General features: G+C 61.7%; 17 protein-coding genes. 5 read left to right on the top strand and 12 right to left on the bottom strand.

Annotated elements, in window-relative coordinates:
* Positions 1 to 104: 104 nt before the first annotated feature.
* The gene (locus BC360_RS07665; RefSeq protein WP_065794794.1) at positions 105 to 1001 is read left to right on the top strand and encodes a helix-turn-helix transcriptional regulator; all 897 of its coding nucleotides are present in this window, start codon (positions 105 to 107) and stop codon (positions 999 to 1001) included.
* A gap of 65 nt (positions 1002 to 1066) precedes the next feature.
* Here BC360_RS07665 and BC360_RS07660 read toward each other — a convergent pair whose 3' ends face one another.
* From BC360_RS07660 to BC360_RS07620, 9 genes are all read right to left on the bottom strand, one after another.
* A complete protein-coding gene (locus BC360_RS07660) occupies positions 1067 to 1861 on the bottom strand; it encodes an ABC transporter permease (protein WP_065794793.1) in 795 nt (264 codons plus the stop codon).
* A gap of 110 nt (positions 1862 to 1971) precedes the next feature.
* Positions 1972 to 2862: an ABC transporter permease subunit gene (locus BC360_RS07655; RefSeq protein WP_083222472.1), complete on the bottom strand. Its 891-nt coding sequence runs from the start codon at positions 2860 to 2862 to the stop codon at positions 1972 to 1974.
* Between the two features lie 9 nt (positions 2863 to 2871).
* Positions 2872 to 3939, bottom strand: coding sequence for an ABC transporter ATP-binding protein (locus tag BC360_RS07650; protein ID WP_244512686.1), 1068 nt, complete (start codon positions 3937 to 3939; stop codon positions 2872 to 2874).
* Positions 3940 to 3968: 29 nt separating this feature from the next.
* Positions 3969 to 5075, bottom strand: coding sequence for a polyamine ABC transporter substrate-binding protein (locus BC360_RS07645; RefSeq protein WP_065794792.1), 1107 nt, complete (start codon positions 5073 to 5075; stop codon positions 3969 to 3971).
* Positions 5076 to 5616: 541 nt separating this feature from the next.
* The gene (locus BC360_RS07640) at positions 5617 to 6603 is read right to left on the bottom strand and encodes a carbohydrate kinase family protein (RefSeq protein WP_065794791.1); all 987 of its coding nucleotides are present in this window, start codon (positions 6601 to 6603) and stop codon (positions 5617 to 5619) included.
* Between the two features lie 10 nt (positions 6604 to 6613).
* On the bottom strand, positions 6614 to 7816 hold the full coding sequence (locus BC360_RS07635) for a trans-sulfuration enzyme family protein (RefSeq protein ID WP_065794790.1): 1203 nt from the start codon (positions 7814 to 7816) through the stop codon (positions 6614 to 6616).
* A gap of 46 nt (positions 7817 to 7862) precedes the next feature.
* On the bottom strand, positions 7863 to 8699 hold the full coding sequence (locus BC360_RS07630; protein ID WP_065794789.1) for a carbohydrate ABC transporter permease: 837 nt from the start codon (positions 8697 to 8699) through the stop codon (positions 7863 to 7865).
* Positions 8700 to 8702: 3 nt separating this feature from the next.
* Complete coding sequence (locus BC360_RS07625; protein WP_065794788.1) at positions 8703 to 9605, bottom strand: carbohydrate ABC transporter permease; 903 nt, start codon at positions 9603 to 9605, stop codon at positions 8703 to 8705.
* A 74-nt stretch (positions 9606 to 9679) separates the two neighbouring features.
* A complete protein-coding gene (locus BC360_RS07620) occupies positions 9680 to 10933 on the bottom strand; it encodes an ABC transporter substrate-binding protein (RefSeq protein WP_139109953.1) in 1254 nt (417 codons plus the stop codon).
* Positions 10934 to 11023: 90 nt separating this feature from the next.
* Between BC360_RS07620 and BC360_RS07615 the strand changes: the two genes are divergently transcribed.
* Positions 11024 to 11938: a MurR/RpiR family transcriptional regulator gene (locus BC360_RS07615; RefSeq protein WP_320416824.1), complete on the top strand. Its 915-nt coding sequence runs from the start codon at positions 11024 to 11026 to the stop codon at positions 11936 to 11938.
* A 19-nt stretch (positions 11939 to 11957) separates the two neighbouring features.
* Positions 11958 to 12635 carry a phosphoribosylanthranilate isomerase gene (locus tag BC360_RS07610; protein ID WP_065794787.1) on the top strand — a complete coding sequence of 226 codons (678 nt, stop codon included), beginning with the start codon at positions 11958 to 11960 and terminating at the stop codon, positions 12633 to 12635.
* Positions 12636 to 12764: 129 nt separating this feature from the next.
* Here the strand turns inward: BC360_RS07610 and BC360_RS07605 are convergent, their stop codons facing one another.
* Positions 12765 to 14000 (bottom strand): Zn-dependent hydrolase, encoded by a 1236-nt coding sequence (locus tag BC360_RS07605; protein WP_065794786.1) that lies wholly within the window; start codon positions 13998 to 14000, stop codon positions 12765 to 12767.
* Between the two features lie 138 nt (positions 14001 to 14138).
* Between BC360_RS07605 and BC360_RS07600 the strand changes: the two genes are divergently transcribed.
* Positions 14139 to 15638: an aldehyde dehydrogenase family protein gene (locus tag BC360_RS07600; RefSeq protein ID WP_065794785.1), complete on the top strand. Its 1500-nt coding sequence runs from the start codon at positions 14139 to 14141 to the stop codon at positions 15636 to 15638.
* 56 nt (positions 15639 to 15694) lie between these two features.
* Positions 15695 to 17395, top strand: a complete 1701-nt coding sequence (locus BC360_RS07595) for an amidohydrolase (RefSeq protein WP_065794784.1) — start codon at positions 15695 to 15697, stop codon at positions 17393 to 17395.
* A gap of 73 nt (positions 17396 to 17468) precedes the next feature.
* On the opposite strand, the gene BC360_RS07590 is transcribed toward BC360_RS07595, so the two are convergent.
* Positions 17469 to 18227 carry a helix-turn-helix transcriptional regulator gene (locus BC360_RS07590; RefSeq protein WP_161491363.1) on the bottom strand — a complete coding sequence of 253 codons (759 nt, stop codon included), beginning with the start codon at positions 18225 to 18227 and terminating at the stop codon, positions 17469 to 17471.
* A 60-nt stretch (positions 18228 to 18287) separates the two neighbouring features.
* A complete protein-coding gene (locus BC360_RS07585; protein WP_208858160.1) occupies positions 18288 to 19307 on the bottom strand; it encodes an agmatine/peptidylarginine deiminase in 1020 nt (339 codons plus the stop codon).
* Between the last annotated feature and the right edge of the window lie 47 nt (positions 19308 to 19354).

The following is a 19354-nucleotide window of genomic DNA, read 5'->3' as shown; positions in this document are numbered from 1 at the left end:
TCGGCGACCGCCGCAAGCATCCTTGCCCCGTCAGCAACAGGCTGCGGCCGTCCCTTGCGGCCGTTTTGAAACTGACCTACGCTCGCGCGAGGGAGGATGCTGGCATGAATGTGAGTATCGCGACGAGCGAGCCAGGCACGGTGACGCAGTCGCCTGCAATCAATGAACTGGCGATGTCACTGATCGGCAATATCGGTCGAATGGATTTCCAGGAGCGTTTGACTGAGGCATTGAAGCAGCATGTTTCCGTGGATGCAGGGCTGATCCTGCTCTATCGGGGCGACAGCGCGCCGAAGATACTCTTCAACGATTGGCAGACGCATCGCGGCCTGTCCGACATCCGGCACTATCTTCAGGGACCTTACCGGCTCGATCCGTTCTATCAACTCGCGGTCGAGAACGAGGATGACGGGCTTTATCGCCTAAGCCAGATCGCGCCATCGTTCGATCGAACCCAGTATTACCGCGAATACTATCAGCACTCCGGACTTCACGACGAGTTCAACTTCATCGTCAGCCTCGGCGACGCCTCGAAGATTGCGATCTCCCTCGGCCGCAAGCGGTCGAGCATAGCCTTCAGCGAGCAGGAAGTGGCGTTGCTCGAGAGCCTGGCTCCGATCCTGCGGACGGCAGTCATCCGCCATTTCCGCGACCTGAGACCCGAGACGCTCGATGGCGAGGGCTCCGCGTTGCAGAAGGCGCTTGCCCAGGCGATCGGCAATTTCGGCCGCAGCATCCTGACGGAGCGCGAATGCCAGGTCGCCCAACTCGTGCTGCGCGGCTATTCCGTCAAAGGGGCTGCGACGCGGCTCGGCATCTCGCCGGCAACAGTGAAGCTGCACCGGCGTAATCTCTATTCGAAGCTGGATATCACGTCGCAGACGGCGCTGTTCGCGCTGTTCATAGACTCCGTTTCTTCGGCCAGAAACGTCTACGAGGACCCGCTGTTGGGCTACCTCGCCAAGCGCGGGCAGTTGACGGGCGAGCTTGCCTGCAACTGACGGGCGTCCGTCGCAGGCAACCGAAGCCTGATCATCGACATGGGCTCCGCCGCTTGACCGAGCTCCTATACGGCAAGATTGCTCTTTGCCGATGGCCTGGAGACGATGCGTGACGTCACCAGGCCGAAGACGACAACGCCAAGGATGATCGTCGAGATGGCATTGACCTCAGGGGTCACGCCGAACTTGATCTGCGAATAGACCTTCATGGGCAGGGTCGAGGCGCCTGGACCTGTCGTGAAGCTCGATAGCACAAGATCGTCGAGCGACAGCGTGAACGACAACAGCCAGGCTGACACGAAAGCCGGAGCCATGTTCGGCACCGCCACCTTGATGAACGCCAGGAATGGCGGGCAGCCGAGGTCTCTTGCCGCTTCCTCCAGCGACGGGTCGAGTTCGGCCAGACGGGATTGCATCACCACTGCCGCAAAACACATGGTGAAGGTGGCGTGGGCAAGCGTGATCGTCACCGGTCCGCGATCGATGCCCAACGTCACGAACATCAACAGCATCGACACGCCCATGACCACCTCCGGCATCACCATCGGTGCCACCAGCATGCCGTTGAAGATATGATGTCCGCGAAAGCGCCGAATTCTCACAGCCACGATCGCCGCCAGCGATCCGAGCGCGGTCGCGAATGTTGCCGAGATCGCCGCCACGAGAAAACTGACCTTCGCCCCCTCGACCATCGACTGGTTGCTGATCGCAGCCGTGTACCACTGGGCGGAGAACCCTCCCCAGACCGTGACCAGTCGCGAGGCGTTGAAGCTGTAGACGACCAGAACCACGATCGGCAGGTAGAGAAAGGTAAGTCCAGCAAAGATGGAAAGCCGGTTGAACAGGGATGGCTGGGGCATAGTCGCTCCTCACTTACAGCGCCGCGCGTCAAATATGACGCGCAAAGGACGCTGTAGCACTTTGAACTTGCTGCATAATTTTATCCTTAAATCGATTCCGATTTAAGGAATTATGCAGTAGAGGTTCGAGACAAACGTGTCTGAAAAAGGACGATCGGTATCACCAAGATGACGAGAAGCAGCACGGTGACGGCGGAGGCTACCGGCCAGTCCCGGTTGTTGAAGAACTCGATCCAGATCGTCCTGCCGATCATCTGAGTGTCCGCACCTCCCAAGAGATCGGGCACGACGAACTCGCCGATGACCGGGATGAACACCAGCGCACACCCCGCGGCAACGCCCCTGAGGCTGAGCGGAAACGTGACGCGCCAGAACGCCGCCATGCGCGAGCATCCGAGGTCGCGTGCCGCCTCGATCAGGGTGCGGTCGCTGGCACTGAGATTGGCGTAGATCGGCAGCACCATGAACGGCAGATAGGTATAAACGATGCCGATATAGATCGCGGTCTCGGTGTTCATGATCCGCAGCGGTTCGGAAATGACGCCGAGGTGCAGGAGCAGCGAATTCAAGAGCCCGTCGTTGCGCAGAATGCTCATCCAGGCGTAGACGCGGATCAGCATCGAGCTCCAGAACGGCACGATTACGAGGAAGATGAGGAAGGAGCGCGACCCAGGCGAGCAACTTGCGATGCCGTAGGCCAGTGGATAGGCGATCGCCAGCATCAGCACCGTCGAAATCGCGGCCACCTTCAAGCTGGTGAGATAGGCAAGCAGATAGGTATTCTCGCCCAGGACGAAGACGAAGTTCTCAAGATTGAGGCGAATGCTGAGCAGCGATCCCTGCCATGCATAGAGCGGCTCATAGGGTGGCATGCCGAGGCGAACGGACGAGAGGCTGATCGCCAGCACGAGCAGAAACGGCATGAGAAAGAAGACCGCCAGCCAGCCATAGGGGACGAGCACCAGCGCGTGCCGGCCCAGATTAGGTTTTGATTGCATCATGTCGTTCTCCTAGTCAGCCAGCAGACGGGCGGCCTGCGGCATCCATGACGCAAACACAGTGTCACCGACCGACAGGTCGTCCTGAGCGCCTAAGTTGACGCGCAGCGCGTCCAGCGTTGCTCCGCTCTTCAGGCGCACCCGATAATGCCGCCCGGATCCGGCATAGCTGAACTGTTCGACAACGCCCTCGAGACCGCTGCCCTGTTTGTTGAGTTCCACTCGTTCGGGGCGCACCGACACCCAGTAGCGACCACTGGTCGAAATATGGTCCGTGGCAGTGGCAAGCACCGAACCGCCGGCCTCGGCACTTTCGATTTTCAGCTCGTTGCCGGAGCGCCTGGCGGTGCCGCCTTCGAACACGTTCGCCTCGCCCAGGAATTTCGCGACGTAGCGGGAGACCGGTGTTTCATAGACTTCGGCAGGCGAACCGATCTGCAACACCTTGCCCTGCCGCATGATCGCGATGCGCGACGATACGGTCATGGCCTCATGCTGGTCGTGGGTGACGATGATGAACGTCAACCCCAGCTCCCGCTGGAGCCTGACCAGTTCGTGCTGGGTTTCCGCGCGCAGGTTCTTGTCGAGCGCGCCGAGTGGCTCGTCCAGCAACAGCACCTTCGGCCGCTTGACCAGTGCCCGCGCCAATGCGACGCGTTGCCGTTGCCCCCCGGACAGCTGCTGCGGCTTTCGATCCAGCAACGCGGTCAGTTGCAGCTTTTCGGCCACCTCGCTGACGCGCTGCCGGATCTCGCTCCGTGCCAGCCGGTCCTGCTGCAGCCCAAATGCAATGTTCTTGCCCACCGACAGATGGGGAAAGAGCGCGTAGGACTGGAACATCATGTTCGTTGCCCGGCGATGGGCCGGAACATCCGTGACCTCTTCCCCGTCGAGCCGGACGACACCCGACGTCGGCGTTTCGAAGCCGGCGATCATACGCAGCAGGGTCGACTTGCCGCATCCGGATGGACCAAGAAGCGAGAAGAATTCCCCCTTCCCGATGCCGATCGAAATGTCGTCGACGGCGGTGAAGAGGCCGAAGGATTTGGAGAGGCTCTCGATGGAGACGTAGGATTGCAATGCGAATGTCCTTCTGCTTGTCGGCGCGCTCAGTTGCCGGCCCTGAAGGCGGTCCAAACCCGGGTGCGCTCGCGGGCCTGGCGCGGGGGCAGCGACTTGTCGACGAAGAGCTTGGAGCGAACCTCCGCGGGCGGATAGACGTTCGGGTCCGTGCGGATCGCCTCGTCGACCAGCGGCGTGGCTGCAGCATTGGCATTGGCGTAGAACACGTGATTGCTGATGTCGGCGACGGTCTTCGGCTCGAGAACGTAGTCGATGAAGGCCAAGGCCTGCTCCGGGTCAGGCGCATCGCTAGGGACGGCCATCGTATCGAAGGAGATGATGGTGCCCTCCTTCGGGATCGAATAGCCGACCGCGATGCCGTTGTTGGCTTCTTCCGCGCGCGCCGCGGCAACGCCCGCATCCCCGCTCCACATCATCGCCAGGCACAGCTGGCCGGAGGCCATGTCCGCCACCAGTTGGCCGCTCTGCATGTGCCGGATGTACGGGCGCAGCTTGAGGAGCAGGTCCTTGGCCTTGTCGAGATCTTCCTGTTTTGTCGAATAGGGATCGAGCCCGAGATAGTTCAGGGCGATCGGCACCACCTCGTTCGGCGCATCGACGATGCCGATGCCGCAGTCCTGGAACTTTTGCGCCAGTTCCGGCTTGAAGAACATGTCCAGGCTGTTCGTCGGGGCGCCGCCAACCCGCTCCTCGACGAGCCTGGGATTGTAGGCAATCCCTGTCGTCAGCCACATGTACGGGACGAGGTACTGATTGCCGGGGTCATGTTCGGCAACGAGCTTCAGGAGATCCTTGTCCAGGTTCTTATAGTTTTTGAGACCGGAAGCATCGATCGGCTTCAGCGCACCCGATTGGATGAGCCGCTCGCCGACGGTCGCGCTTGGAAAGGTCACGTCGAATCCGCTTCCCCCTGCCAGCAGGCGCGTTTCCAGAACTTCGAGCGAGTCAAAGAAATCGACACGGGCATCCACGCCCGTGCGCTTGGCGAAGTTCGAAATGGTATCCTCCGCGAAATAGTCGGAGAAATTGTAGATAAAGAGCTTCTCATCGGCCCTCGCTCCCCCCTGTCCATAGAGCAAGGCGATCGAGGTGATGGCAACAGAGTGCATAAGCGACCGGCACGAACCAGACATGTTCCCTCCCAAGGAATGACCTTTGTTTGCGAAAAAACTGCTGGCGTAACGGGGAAGGGTCAACACTCCCTTTGGCTAGGCCAGTCGTTGGCTCGCCGGCACCGCACATGGCTCTTGGTTCTGAGAAATCCCATATTTCCAATGACTTGAACGCAACAAAGTCGCGTCGGATCCTGGTGCAGTTTAGCGACCAAAGGCAGTGGTTTCAGTCGAAACACAGATTGCCTGAGGTTCAGATCAACCTGCCGACGCAATCGAGAACGGGCAAAGGTCCGCTCGGCAACAGGCTGGGGGTGCCAATGACGTCACATTTGGCAATGTAAGTAATGGCCTACACAAATCAGACCAAGGACGATTTCCGACGAGGAAGCTTCGCCTGATTGTTTCTCTGGCATTCACGACTGCGCCGCTGGCGGCGTCTTCAGAAGCCGCATCTTGCCCGCCACAAGGGCGCTTCGAACGCTTCCGGGCGAACAGAGAAGTACTTTGTGCTGCCAGCCTATGTTCGGTTTGAATCCTGCAAGGATTGAGGCTTGACGCGTTACGGTCGTTCCAGCTCTTCCCTCAAGCCGGCTTTCTCAGGCCTATTGCCGTTGTCGGCACCAATCAGCGCCATAACCTCCGCCAGCGCGGGCATCGACGTTCCGGCCCCCTGCCGGGTCACCGCAACGGCCCCGAACGCATTTGCAAGCCGGCAGCATTCAGCTCCGGGCAATCCGGACAGCCGCCCGATAATGTGTCCGGCCGCGAAGGCATCGCCAGCCCCGGTCGTGTCGACGGCAGCGACGAAAAACCACGGCGCGCTTTCAACCCCGGCATTTTGGTAGAGAGACGACCCCGCGGCATCATGCTTGAGGGCGATCCTTTTCACACCCTGGTGCAACAGCGACCTGATCGCCTCTTCGGCAGGCGTGTCGGAGCCTCCTCCCGCCAGCGGCGCAAGATCGGCCCCGCCCAGCATGATGGTGTCGAGTTTCGGCAGCAGATTGCACACCTGCGGCGCAACCGACAGGGCAACGCCGGCGGGAATATCCAGGGTGACGGGGATCCCGCCTTCCTGCGCAAGCTCGATTGCTCTCATCGCCGCGTCGGACTGCGGACTTTGCAGCAGGGCGTAGCCGGAGAGATGGAAGAGCGCCGCATCCCCAAACACATCGTCGGCAATGAATGCCGGCGATAGGTGCGCATTGGCTCCGCGATAGGCAAACATCGTTCGCTCGCCGCTCTTGCCGACGGTCACGATGTTCGTTTGCGTCGGCTCAGACGGGTCCCGGCCGATCCACGCCGTCGAGACCCCAATATCCTCGAGCGACGACAGCGCCTGCTGTCCCCATGCGTCTTGCCCCACCCGGCCGATCAGCCGGCAGTCGTGGCCGGCGCGCGAAAGCGCGATCGCCGTGTTGGTGGCCGAACCACCCAGCATGTGCCGCTGGGCGGTTGCGATCGCCTCTCCCCCCTCGGGCGGGTAGGCGGGGATATCAAGCACCAGGTCGATATTGATATCCCCGAGAAGGACGATCGCTGCCATTGCACAAGCCCTAGAGATCGAGGTGCATTTGTTCTATCGCCTGATCTACGTCGGCGATGATGTCGTCAACATGTTCGATGCCGACCGAGAAACGCACCAGGCCATCGACCACGCCCATTGCCTCGCGCTCCTGGCTGGGAATGTCGAGAAAGGCCATGGTCGCGGGCATCTGCGTCGTGGTGCGCAGTCCGCCGAGGCTTGCCGCGAACGAGCCGAGCTTCAGCCGCTTTAAGAGCCGCACACCCGAAGCCTCGTCCTCGACGCAGAAGGAGAGCATGGCGCCGCCGCCGCGCAACTGCTCGCTCGCCGAGGCATGGTTCGGATGCGAGGGTAGCCCCGGATAGAAGACCCGCTTGACCTTGGGATGCGCTTCGAGGTGTCTTGCAAGCGCCAGCGCATTGGCGCACTGCTTTTCCAGGCGCAGCGCAAGCGTCTGCGCCCCACGCAGCAGCAGCCAGGCATTGAACGGTGACAGCGGTGCGCCGAGCTTGTTGAGCGTGTTCCAGCGCACATCCTCCAGCCAGTCCGCAGGCAGGATGTCGGACTTCAGCGTGATCACCCCGCCGACCGCATCATTGTGGCCGCCGATGAACTTGGTCGCGCTTTCGACGACGACGTCGACACCGAACTCGTGGGGTCGGCAAACGGCCGGAGACGCAAACGTGTTGTCGCAAATCACGACGATGCCGCGCGCATGGGCGAGCTCCACCAGGGCTTTCAGTGGCGGCACCTTCATGGTCGGATTGGCGATCGCCTCGACGTAGAGGACCTTGGTCTCATCGGTAAACGCATTCTCGACCGCCCGCACATCGGTGCAATCGACAAGGCTGACCTTCAGCCCGAAATCGGCCGCGCGATGATCGAAGAACTCGTGCGTGCTCGAATAGGTGGTGAGATCGGCAACGATGTGGTCTCCCGCCTTCAGGATGCCGAACAGCGCATGCGAGATCGCAGCCATTCCGGAAGCCGTCGCCAGGCAGGCGGTTCCGCCCGTCAGCTGGGCGATGTGTTCTTCGAACTTGTATTCCGTCGGGTTGCCGCAGCGCGAATAGATGTTCACTTCCTTGCGCGCGCCGGCGACGATCTGGTCGTAGATGTCGCCGCCATACTGGAAGTTCGCCGACATGTAGATCGGGTAGCTGATCGACTGGGAATGCTCCTCCGGCGTGTAGAAAACTGCCCGGCTGGCAAAATCGAGCTCTTTAGGCGACATGAAACTTCTCCTGCATTGGACCCGGCTGAAGCCGGGTCATTAACGGCTATTCCTTGACGGCACCGCCGAGCAAAGCGGCAGTGATCTGGCGTTCGAAAAAGATGAAGAGGACCAGCGGCGCGATGGCGGCGAACAGGATTGCCGCCAGCATCACCGGATAATTGGTGATGTGTTCGCCGACGAAATCCGTGAGGCCCACGGGCAATGTCTTGCGCGCCGGACTGTTGATGAAGACGACCGGAAACAGGAAATCGTTCCAGACCCAGATCATGTTGACGATCGCCGCGGTGAACATCGCCGGGCGGGCGATCGGCAGCGCAACACGGGCGAAGATCGACCACTCGGAAGCACCATCCATGCGCGCCGCGTCGAAAAGTTCGCGCGGAAGCGTGTTGAAGAAGGCCTGCATGATGAAGATCGTGACCGGCACGTTGAATGCGGCGGTCGGCAGGACGACACCCATATGCGTGTCCAGCAGTCCGGCGCCACGAAGCATCACCACCAAGGGCACGAGCGCCACATAGGCGGGTATCGCCATGGCCGCCGTCAGGCCGAGTTCAACCGCAGGCATCCAGCGCGGACGATAAACCGCTAGCGCATAACCCGCCAAGGTCGCAACGACCACCGTGATAATCGTCGCTCCTGCCATGATCAGTAGCGAATTGACCGCGTAACCGCCAAGCGCGCCGCCGCTCCAGGCACCGACATAGGCGTCAAGCGAGAAGCTCCGCGGGAAAGACCAGACCGAACGCATGAACTCCTTGTTGGTCTTGAAGGTGCTGTAGATCATCCAGATGAACGGGAACACCACCAGCAGCACATGCAGCGTCAGGAGAACAAGGACCACCGTGTTGGTCACGGTCCAGCGGCGAACGGCACCCATGGCTCAAGTTCTCCCGCCGACGCCGGCTCTTTTCAGATACCGGAAGACGAGCCAGGCGCCGATCGCCGTCAGCAGCATCTGCGTGAAGCCGATCGTTGCGGCGTAGCCCATCTCGAAGCTGCCGAAGCCCATCTTGTAGAGGTAGGTGGAAACCACCTCGCTTGCATGGTTTGGGCCGCCATTGGTGAGGACAAAGACGAGCGAGAAGGTCTTGAGCGAGCCAATGATCGCAAGGAGAGAATTGGCACGCACCGCGTCTCCGACCATGGGGATGGTGATCGAGAAGAACTTAGTGAAATGGCCGGCCCCGTCGATCTCGGCAGCCTCATAGACGCTTTCGGGCACACTCCGCACCGCGGCCACGAAAAGCAGAACGTAGAGGCCGAGATAGGTGAAGCTCATCACCACCACCACGGCCGAGAAGGCCGTGCCGGATTCGCCGAGCCAACCGCGCTTCAGGCCGTCCAGCCCAAGCGCGCCGAATGCCGCGTTCACCAGGCCGAAATAGGGATTGTACATGAAGCGCCACAGCAGCCCGATGCAGATCTCGCTGACCATCACCGGTACAAGATAGAAGAACAGGAATATCCGGCTGAAGGCGGGCACGATGCGCACTAGGCAGTAGGCGATGCAAAGCGCCAGAAACACCTGGAAAACCATCGCCGAAAGCGCGACGAGAAGGTTTCGACCAAGCGCCCGCCAGAAGATCGGGTCGCCGGCCAGGCGGACGAAATTGCCTGCCCCTTGAAAGACGGGTGCAGACGCTCCGTCCCAACGGAAAAGCGAGAGCCAACCGGCATAGACGACGGGATAGGCGACGAAGGCTGCAATGAGCAGGAATGCAGGCGACAGGAACAGGAGTGCCGCCCTGTTGTGGCTGCTGGCAAAGCCTTTGCTGGTACTCATCGTTCTGGGGCTCCATGGAGGGCTTGCGCGGCGAGCGGCTCGCCGCGCAAGCGGATCATGTCGCTGGCGGCGATCTACTTGTCGGCCCGCAGCGCATCCTCGAGACGCTTGGCCGCATCGGCCGGCGGCACCGAGCCGTCAAGCACGCCCTGGAGCGATGTGTAGTAGATGTTGGTCGCAGCCGGCGGCATCGCCGTGTCATAGAAGGGATCGAGGTGGCCCGCAGCAGCCATCAGCTTGCTGCTGATATCGAACAGGACAGGGCCTGCGGCCGCCTCGGTCGTCGCGTCCTTCACAGTGACCATTGTCTTTCGAAGCTCGACATACTTGGTCATCACCTCGCGCGACGTCAGGAACTTGAGCAAGGTCACGGCATCGGCCTTGTTCTCGGCCTTCTGCGAGATGCCGAATGTGGCGGCGACGCCGGCCAGGACGTCAGACTGGTCACCAGCCCCGTCCTTGACTGTCGGGAAGGCGAAGTAGCCGAGCTCGAAGCCTTCAGGCGCATCCGCGGAGGCGCCGATCTGCCACGTGCCGTTCAGCATCATCGCCGCCTGGCCGTTGAGGAAGAGCATGTTGGCTTCCTGGTCTCCCATGCCGTTGAAGCCGATCGGGAAATAGCCCTTGCTCGAAAGCGCGGCGACATGTTCCAACGCCTTGGTCGCCTCATCGCCGAGCGCGGCTTTGGCATCCTTGTTGACGAAGGAGGAAACCACACCGGATCCCTTGAGGCGCATTTCGAGATACTGGAACCAGAACGTCGCGGGCCAGGCGTCCTTGTTGCCAAGCGCAAACGGGACAATGCCCTCGCCCTTGATCGTCTCGGCCAATGCCAGAAGCTCATCGTAGCTCGACGGCACCGTCCAGCCGTTTTCCGCAAAGAGCGCCTTGTCGTACCAGAAGACGACGGAGTCGACATCAACGGGAACGGCGTAGGCATGACCATCCTTGCTTGTCTGCGCCAGCGCGCTTTCAAGGAAGCTGTCGCCCCAGCCGTCCTTGGCGAGGTCCGCGTCGAGCGCATACATCTGTCCGCCATTGACGAAGGCGTTCAGGAAGCCGCCGGGCAGCGTGTAGAACACGTCAGGCGGATTGCCCGACGCCATGGCCGTGTTGAGCTTGGTCTTATAGGCCGACTGCTCGGCCGCAACCACATCCAGCTTGATGTCGGGATGGGCCTTGGCAAATTCGTCCAGTGCGAAGTTGATGAAATCGACCTTGTCCTGCTGACCCGCATAGGCGTGCCAGAACGAGAGTTCACCGGCCGCGGCCGGAAAGGCGGTCAGCACCACGGCCGCACCAGCAATCAACAAACGCTTCAGTCCCATGACATCCTCCCATAAGTCGAGCAGCGCAACTCATCGCGTCGATGCAGTGATGCCACATCATATCAGTCATGTCTATAGTGACACCACAACATGATTATGCTAGCCTCCTCGCCAAGACGCACCGCGAACCCGAAAAGGGCCCCGTCAATGATCAATGATTTGCGAGGCAACAGCAGCATTCCAGCCGGCAGCCGGCTTCGAAGCGTGCTGCCGAAATTGTCCGATTCCGAACGGCGCGTGGCGCTTTGGATGCTCGACAACAGCGACAGCGCCATCCGCCAGTCGATGTCGGCAATCGCCCAGGCGACGGATGTCAGCGATACGACCGTGCTGCGCATGTGCCGCACTGCCGGCTTCGAGGGGTTCACCGATCTCAAGCTGGCGCTGGCTCAGGAACCGCGCACCGTTCAAGCCGAAATATCGACCGAGCCGCAGACAAGCGACCTGCAGGCTGCCACCAGATTGTTTCGGGCCATCAGCCAGGCCCTGACCGATACGCTCGGCGTTCTCAATGAAAAGACCCTGGCCGAAGCAATCGATCTGATGGCCGGTGCCAGGCACATATTGGTCGGAGGCGTCGGCGGATCCGGCATCGTCGCGCAGGCATTTTATCAACGCTGCATCCGGCTGGGTCTGCGCTGCGATGCACCGGTCGATTCCCAGCTGCAGATCATGCATGCGGCGCTGACCGGGCCGGGCGATCTCGTCGTCGCCATCTCCTATTCGGGCATTACCAGCGATCCGGTTCTCGTGCTGCAGGAAGCCAAGTCGCGTGGCGCCTCGACGCTCTGTATCACCGGCAACAGCAGCTCACCGCTCGCCCGCCTCGCCGACGTCGTTTTGGTCAGCGTCTCGCATGAGCAGGGCAGCGAGCCGATGGCCGCGCAGATCGCGCAGATGACATTGGTCGACGCGCTCTATTCCGTCTTCGCCGCACGCAATACCGAGCGGGTTCAACTCACCGAGGAGCGCATGGTCAAGGCGATCCTCCCGAAGTCAATCTAGCCAAAACACGAGCAAGGCATTGAAAACACAAATCTACACCATGCAGACAGTCGCGGAAGCCCTTGCTGCGGCCGAAGTCGGCGTCGATTATCTCGGCGTCACACCTTCGAACCGGGGTCTGCCCGGAGAGATCAGCTTCGCCACGGCGCGAGAGATCACCGATGCCCTCAAGGGCAAGGCGCAACGGGTGGCGCTGTCGGTGGAGAGTGATCTCGAGGCGATCGTCGAGATGGTGGACGCAGTGCAACCCGACGTGCTGCACCTGTGCGGCGACATCGAACTCGTGACCGCCGAGCATGTCAAAACGTTGCGCACCAAGCTGCTTGCAAAGTATCCCGACCTGCAGATCCTCCAGGCCATTCCGATGACGGGCCCCGAGGCACTCGATCACGCCGCAAGGTTCGAGCCGTTCGCGGACATTTTCATCCTGGATTCCGTCGCCGCCCACATCGGCGGCATTGGTGCGGCCGGCGTCACCCATGACTGGTCGCTCAGCCGCGAGATCGTTAAACGCAGCAAACGACCGGTGATCCTGGCGGGCGGCCTCAAGCCGGAGAACGTCGCCGCTGCGATCGACGCGGTTCGCCCCTGGGCGGTCGACTCGCTCACGCACACGAACCGCCCGCTTCCGGAAGGCGGCTTTCGCAAGGACATCGACAAGATTGCGGCCTTCGTGGCTGCGGCCAAGCACGCCTGAAATTGAAGCCAGGCGCATTCCGGCGTGCAGCACCGCTGCGCGTCCTCGGGCCGCTTGGCTTCCGAATTCAGCCGTACCGCACCCGACGGTGGTGTCCAGAGAGCGACGGATTGCCAAGGAGGTGGCCGTTCATCCGCGCGACATGGCCCTGTCCAGCACCACCGACAGCAGCACATCCGCCCCGGCCGCAACGGCCTGGGGAGAGGCGTATTCCCGCGGATTGTGACTTATGCCATCACGGCAGGGAACGAAGATCATCACCGTCGGCATCCGTCGTGCCAGATGAAAGGCGTCGTGGCCCGCCCCGGACACCATATCGTGCGCGGCAAAGCCGAGACGTTCGGCGCAGGACCTGACCAGGTTTGCAAGGTTCGCGTCGAACCGGACAACGGGCGAGTGCCAGCGAGGCGCAACGTCCAGCCTTATTGCGGGGTAGTTGCGCGACAGGTCGCTGCAGCCACGCATCAGTGCATGATGCATTGCTTCCAACTCGATTTCGTCGGGATGCCGCAGGTCGACCGTCATCTCTATACGGCCAGGCACGACATTGATGGATCCGGGAAGAGCTCGCACTTGGCCAATGGTGCACCGCGCCTGCGGATCGCGGCCGCCGATATCATGGACAAGGTCGATCAGTCGCGCGAGCATCGGCACGGGATCTTTCCGCAGCGCCATCGGAACCGGTCCGGCATGGGTTTCCTCACCATGCAGCGAGATTTCATACCAGCGGATCCCCTGCCCGCCCGTCACGACGCCGATAGTCTTACCGCTGTTTTCAAGGATAGGCCCTTGTTCGATGTGCAGCTCGACATAGCAATCGGCCAAGCCGATATCCGGCACCGGCTCCCGCTCATAGCCGTGGCGAACGAGTTCGTCGGCGACACGGACTCCGCCTGCATCGCACGCGGCAAGAGCCTGTTCGAAAGGCAGGATGCCACAGGCCACGCCCGACCCCATCATCGCTGGCTGAAAGCGGCTGCCTTCTTCATTGGTCCAGACGCAAAGGTCCACAGGCCGCTCGGTCTCAAGGTCGAGGTCCGCAAGCGTCTCGAGAACTTCAAGCCCCGCCAGGACGCCGAGAACGCCGTCGAAACGCCCACCCGTCGGCTGGGTGTCGAGATGACTGCCGACAAGGACGGGTAAAGCGTCGGCATCGCGTCCCTGCCGACGGAAGAACAGATTGCCGATCGCGTCGCGCCGCAAGGCGAAACCCCGCGCCGCGCACCAGGAGATAAGCAGGGCGCGACCCGCCTCATCGTCATCGGACAAGGTCAGTCGGCAACTGCCGTCCCCGGGAATCGGACCAATCTGCGCCATCGCCAGAAGCCTTGCCCATAGCCGTTCGCCGTCGATGCGGTGCTGCATCCGCCTTCCTCCCTGCCTCGCTCGCTCCCAGATCGCCCTTATGCGCGAGCACTGCCAGTCCCCCGCATGGGGGACTCGATGGCCCGATCGAACGGCACGTAGGATGGCTGATCGAACGGAGCACCGAGGGGACAGCCCATGGATATGAAGGCGCATGTAAATTGGCACGCAATCGCACGCGCCGTCAGGCCGGAAACGCGACTGCTGATCGACGGCAAATTCCGCCATGCGGCGAGCGGGGCAACGCTCGCCTCCGTCAACCCGGCAACCGGCGAGCACATCGCCGATATCGCCTGTGGGGGCGCGGACGATGTGGACCTGGCGGCGAACGTTGCCGCCAAGCGTTTCAGGGACGGCGTCTGGTCCAAAATGCCCCTGCGCCAGCGCGTCGGTATCCTCACAAGATTTGCCGAGCTGATCGGCGAACATCGCGAGACGCTCGCCGTGCTGGACACGCTCGAGATGGGAAAGCCCGTCTCAGAAATGTGCACCATCGACATCCCTGCCAGCATCCTGACCATGAGGTTCATGGCCGAGGGGCTCGACAAGATCGGCGGCACTTGTCCCGTGACCAACGGCAACGCGCTGCATTACATCCTGCGCCAGCCACTCGGCGTCGTCGGCTGCATCACCCCATGGAATTATCCCTTGATGATGGCCGTGTGGAAGGTCGCCCCGGCGCTGGCGGCGGGAAACAGCGTTGTGCTCAAGCCCGCAGAAGACGCCTCCCTGAGCGCGTTGATGCTCGGGCGCCTGTTTCTGGAGGCGGGTGGCCCTGACGGCGTGTTCAATGTGGTCCCCGGCCTGGGCTCGGTCGCCGGCAAGGCACTTGCCCTGTCCCACGACGTCGCCAAGATCGCATTTACCGGGTCGACCGCTGTCGGAAGGCAGATGTACCGCTATGCCGCCGACTCCAATCTCAAGGCGGTCTCGGCCGAACTTGGCGGAAAATCGCCGCAGATCATCCTTGGGGATGTTGACAATCTGGCGAAAGTCGCCGCGACGGTCGCCGATGGCCTGTTCGGCAACCAGGGCGAAGTTTGTTCGGCGGGCACGCGGATACTGGTCGCGCGCCAGTTGGAAGAGGAGTTCACGGAATTGCTGCGCCAGGAAGCGCTTGCCCGGTACCGCCCGGGAGATCCGCTGGATCCTGCGACGACGATGGGCCCGCTGGTCAGCAAGACGCATCAACAGCGCGTCATCGGACATATCGCGACGGCCCTGGATGAAGGAGCGCGCTGCATCCTGGGCGGTCTGTCCGATCAGTCTTCCGAGATATCGGCCTTCGTGGAGCCGACACTCTTTGCCGGGGTCGACAACGGAATGTCGATCGCCCGCAACGAGGTCTTCGGCCCCGTCGGCGCCGTCATTGCCCATGATGGGCCGGAACACGCTGTCGCGCTCGCCAACGACAATCCCTACGGACTTGCGGCAGGGATCTGGACGACAAATCTAGGCGCGGCGCATCGGGCCGCGCGCGATCTGGAATGCGGCATGGTCTGGATCAACGGCTACATGAACGGTGACATGAGCCAGCCATGGAGCGGATGGAAGCTTTCCGGCCACGGACGCGACAAATGCCTCGACGCACTGGTGGATTCGACCCATAGCAAATCCGTATGGGTGACGCTCGAGTGACCCTGGCCTATGTGTGCCAAGAATTTGATCAAGACTGACGCGAGCAGGAGACCACGATGAAGACGTCAATCGGCACAGCGGCAGGCGCCGCAGCAGTCGCGTTCCTGACAACGTATGCGGTGGCGCCGGTCCTTGCGGCCGACGGGAACACCGTCATTCGCAACGCCGCAATCCACACGATGGCGTCGGACGAGGTCGAGGCGGATGCCCTGGCGATCGATGCCAAGGGCGTCATCGTCGCCGTCGGCAAGGAAGCCGACGTGATGTCGAAGGCAGGCTCGAATGCGCGTGTGATCGATCTCGACGGCAAGGCGGTTCTGCCTGGCTTTCAGGACACCCACGTTCACCTCGTCGAAGCCGGCGTGAACGAGATCCTCTGCGAATTCGAACCGTTCGCCACATTGAAGCAGACCCGAGAGGCGATCGAGGCATGCGAAGCCGAGACGGAAAGCGAGTGGGTCCTCGGTTCCGGCGTGGGCATGCCGCATCTGCTTGACCAGACGGATAACCCGGTCGCAGTGCTGGACGAGCTCGTGCCCGATCGACCGGCGCTCATCCTCGATGACATCGGGCACGCGGCCTGGGCCAACAGCAAGGCTCTCGAGGCGGTGGGCTATGACACGATTGAAGGAAACCCGCCCGGCGGCATTATCCTGCGCAATCCAGACGGCCGGCCCAACGGCATCGTGCTGGAGAATGCCCAGCAGAAACTGCGCAATCTGGCTTTTCCCGATACGCCCGAGAACGAAGAGTTTGCCTATGAAAGCATGCTGCCGACGCTGAAGACCTTTGCCGAGAATGGCATCACCACGGTCAGCGATGCCGGTGGGTTCTGGCCGCAGGGGCATGTCAAGGCATGGGAGACCGCCGAGAAAAACGGAACTCTGACGGTACGAGCTTCCAACGCGCTCTATGTCTACCCGGACATGCCTTTCGACGAACAGGTCCAGAAACTCGCGAAGCTCTACAGCAACGATCCGGATCGGCTGTTGAAGTTCAACCAGGCGAAACTCTACGTCGACGGCATTCTTGAGCAGCGCACCGGTGCTGTGCTGCGGCCCTACCGGAAGGGACCGGGCATCGATCATGGCTTCGAATCCGGCTTCCTCTATTTCGAACCGCCGGTCCTGACTGACTATGCACGCGCGCTTTCGCAGATCGGCTTCAAACTGCATTTTCATGTGACGGGCGACCGCAGCGCGCGACTGGCCCTCGATGCGATTGATCAGGCGGACACGAAGCCGGGTCCGCATCGGCTCACCCACCTCTATCTTCTCGACCCGGCGGACTACGGCCGCTTTCGCGACACCGGGGCCGTTGCCGATTTCCAATTGGCGCCGAGCTCGCTCGATCCCGATTACATCGCCTTCATCCGCCAGTTCATCGGCAAGCGCGCCGATCGCATGATGCCGGCGGCGAGCCTGGAAAAGAGCGGCGCAACCGTCGTGATGAGCAGCGACTTCGATGCCGATGAGCTTTCGCCGCTCGTCAAGATCCAGGCGGCGCTCGAGCGCCCGAAGGAAGGCGCGCCGGACGTGCGCACCGCCGTTAAGTGGATGACCGTCAATCCCGCCCGGCTCCTCAATCAGGAGGACCGCACCGGAACGCTCGAGGTCGGGAAATATGCCGATCTCGTGGTTCTCGACCGAGACATCTTCGACATTCCCGTGGGCGAAATCGGTGAGACGGATGTGAAGGCGACCCTTCTGCAGGGCAAACCCGTCTTTGATGCGGACAGTCTGTTCGCTGCAGAATGACGGGCTGCGAAGGATTGTTGTGAATCCCATGCCTTGGCGCGCCGTAGACCGGCGTTTCGGCGTGGCGGGAAGATCACTGGCCGAACAGCAGCGAAAACAGCTCGCCCTGCGACGATATCTTGAGTTTGGAGTAAATGCGCTTTCGGTGAACCTTGACGGTTTCCGGACTGTTGCCGAGATGGCGGGCGATGCTTTTGGTCGAATGCCCCTTGAGCATCAGTCTGATGACCTCGGCCTCCCGATTACTGACCGGCATGCTTGCGAGCCGGTCGAATACGGGCTCTTGAATGTCTGGCGGGCCGACCTGACAGACTTCGGGCCAATGCTTGCGGCAAAGGGCTGATATCACCGGCAACAGCGCGTCAAGCGATGCCTTGCCGGAAGGATCGGCGTGATGATCCTCCCGCCGCAATCCGAGAGAGAGCGCTATGCTTGTGTTCGCGCCCGCCCCGACGAGGATGGCGATCTCGTCCCGTAATCCGGTTTCGGCATAGAAGATCCGGTAATATTCGCTCTCCCTGAAATCATCCGGCGCGCATTCGTCGAGACTGACGACGCGGTCACGCGGTTCGCTGGCAAACAGGGCGTAGAAAGGGTCGAGCAGATAGGCAAAGCCGAGATAGGGCGCGACGGTGCGGCGCGTGGCATCCGGGTCGAGATCGCTGTAAAGCTGAACCGGGGGCCGGTCGGTCGAAAAGACCGAGATGAACAGGCTGTCGAAGCCGCATGCGCCAAGGCAAAGCCGACGCAGGGCGTCGGGAAAATCCGGCCCGCCAAGCGCCGCGACAGCCTGCGAGAGGGGTTGCACATGCTCGAAAGGAATTCCCGTCATCCGCATCCCCACTCCCGAAAGCCTTATCACAAGCCTACCTTGTCGAACGCGTCAGCTTTGTCAAAGCGGCTCCTGCTGCGTGATGCAATGAATGCCGCCGCCGCCAATTGCAATTGAATCAATCCGCACCTCGCGGATCCGCCGGTCGGGAAACAGCGACTGGAACATCCGCCTGACTGTCGTGTCCGAAGCGATGCCATAGGCCGGCATGATCACCCCGCCGTTGACGAGGTAGGAATTGACATAGGAGCGGCAGAATTTCGGATGGGTCGAAGGGGCATCGACCGCCTCGGGGATCGTGACGATGCGGATTGGCCGCCCCTTGGCGTCGGTCTGTCCCTGCATCGCTTCATAGTTGAGGCGAATGTAGTCGTTCCACGGCGTATCCTCGTCGCCGGGGCTCTCCATCAGCACGACGCCTTGCGCGGCGAAGACAGCGATGCCATCGGTATGGCCATCGGTCTCATCCTCGAGCGGATTGCCAGGAAGCCAGATGACCTTCTCCCCGCCGAGCATCTCCAAAAGCTCGCGCTCGATCTGCTCGCGCGTCCAATCCGGATTGCGGTTGCGATTGGGAAAGCAGGTTTCGGTGGTTATGATGGTGCCCTCTCCGTCGACGCTTACGCCGCCGCCTTCGGCAACCAGAGCGGAGACAAAGCCGGTTACGCCGGCCGCATCCACGACGGCTCCGGAGAAGCGGGCATCCGCGTCATGCGGATGATACTTGCCGCCCCAGGCGTTGAAGCGGAACCGTGTCGCTGCCCTGCGGCCGTCGACGGATTTGAGGAAGCACGGGCCAGCATCGCGGGCCCAGCTGTCGTCGATCTCAGTTTCGACGATATCGATCGACGGATCGAGCAGCGCTCGGGCACCGGCGACGTCTGCCGGCTGCACGGCCATCGTGACTGGCTCGAACTCGCGAATGGCATGAGCGACGGCAGCATAGTCGCGCCGGGTCGCTTCAATATCATCCCAGACCGCGCGGCGACCGGGCCACATCATCCAGGTCCGCTTGTGCGGTTCCCATTCCGCCGGCATGCGGAAACCGGCTTGTCGTGGCGTCTGATTCAGCATTTTCATTCTTTCTACCTAAGGTACTTGCTGTCGATTGCAAAACGGCTTCGGGC

The sequence above is a fragment of the Ensifer sp. LC163 genome, from assembly GCF_001695855.1.
Classification (GTDB): Bacteria; Pseudomonadota; Alphaproteobacteria; order Rhizobiales; family Rhizobiaceae; genus Ensifer.
The sequence above is the reverse complement of the archived record's forward strand: the minus strand, read 5'-3'. Positions and strand labels throughout refer to the sequence as shown.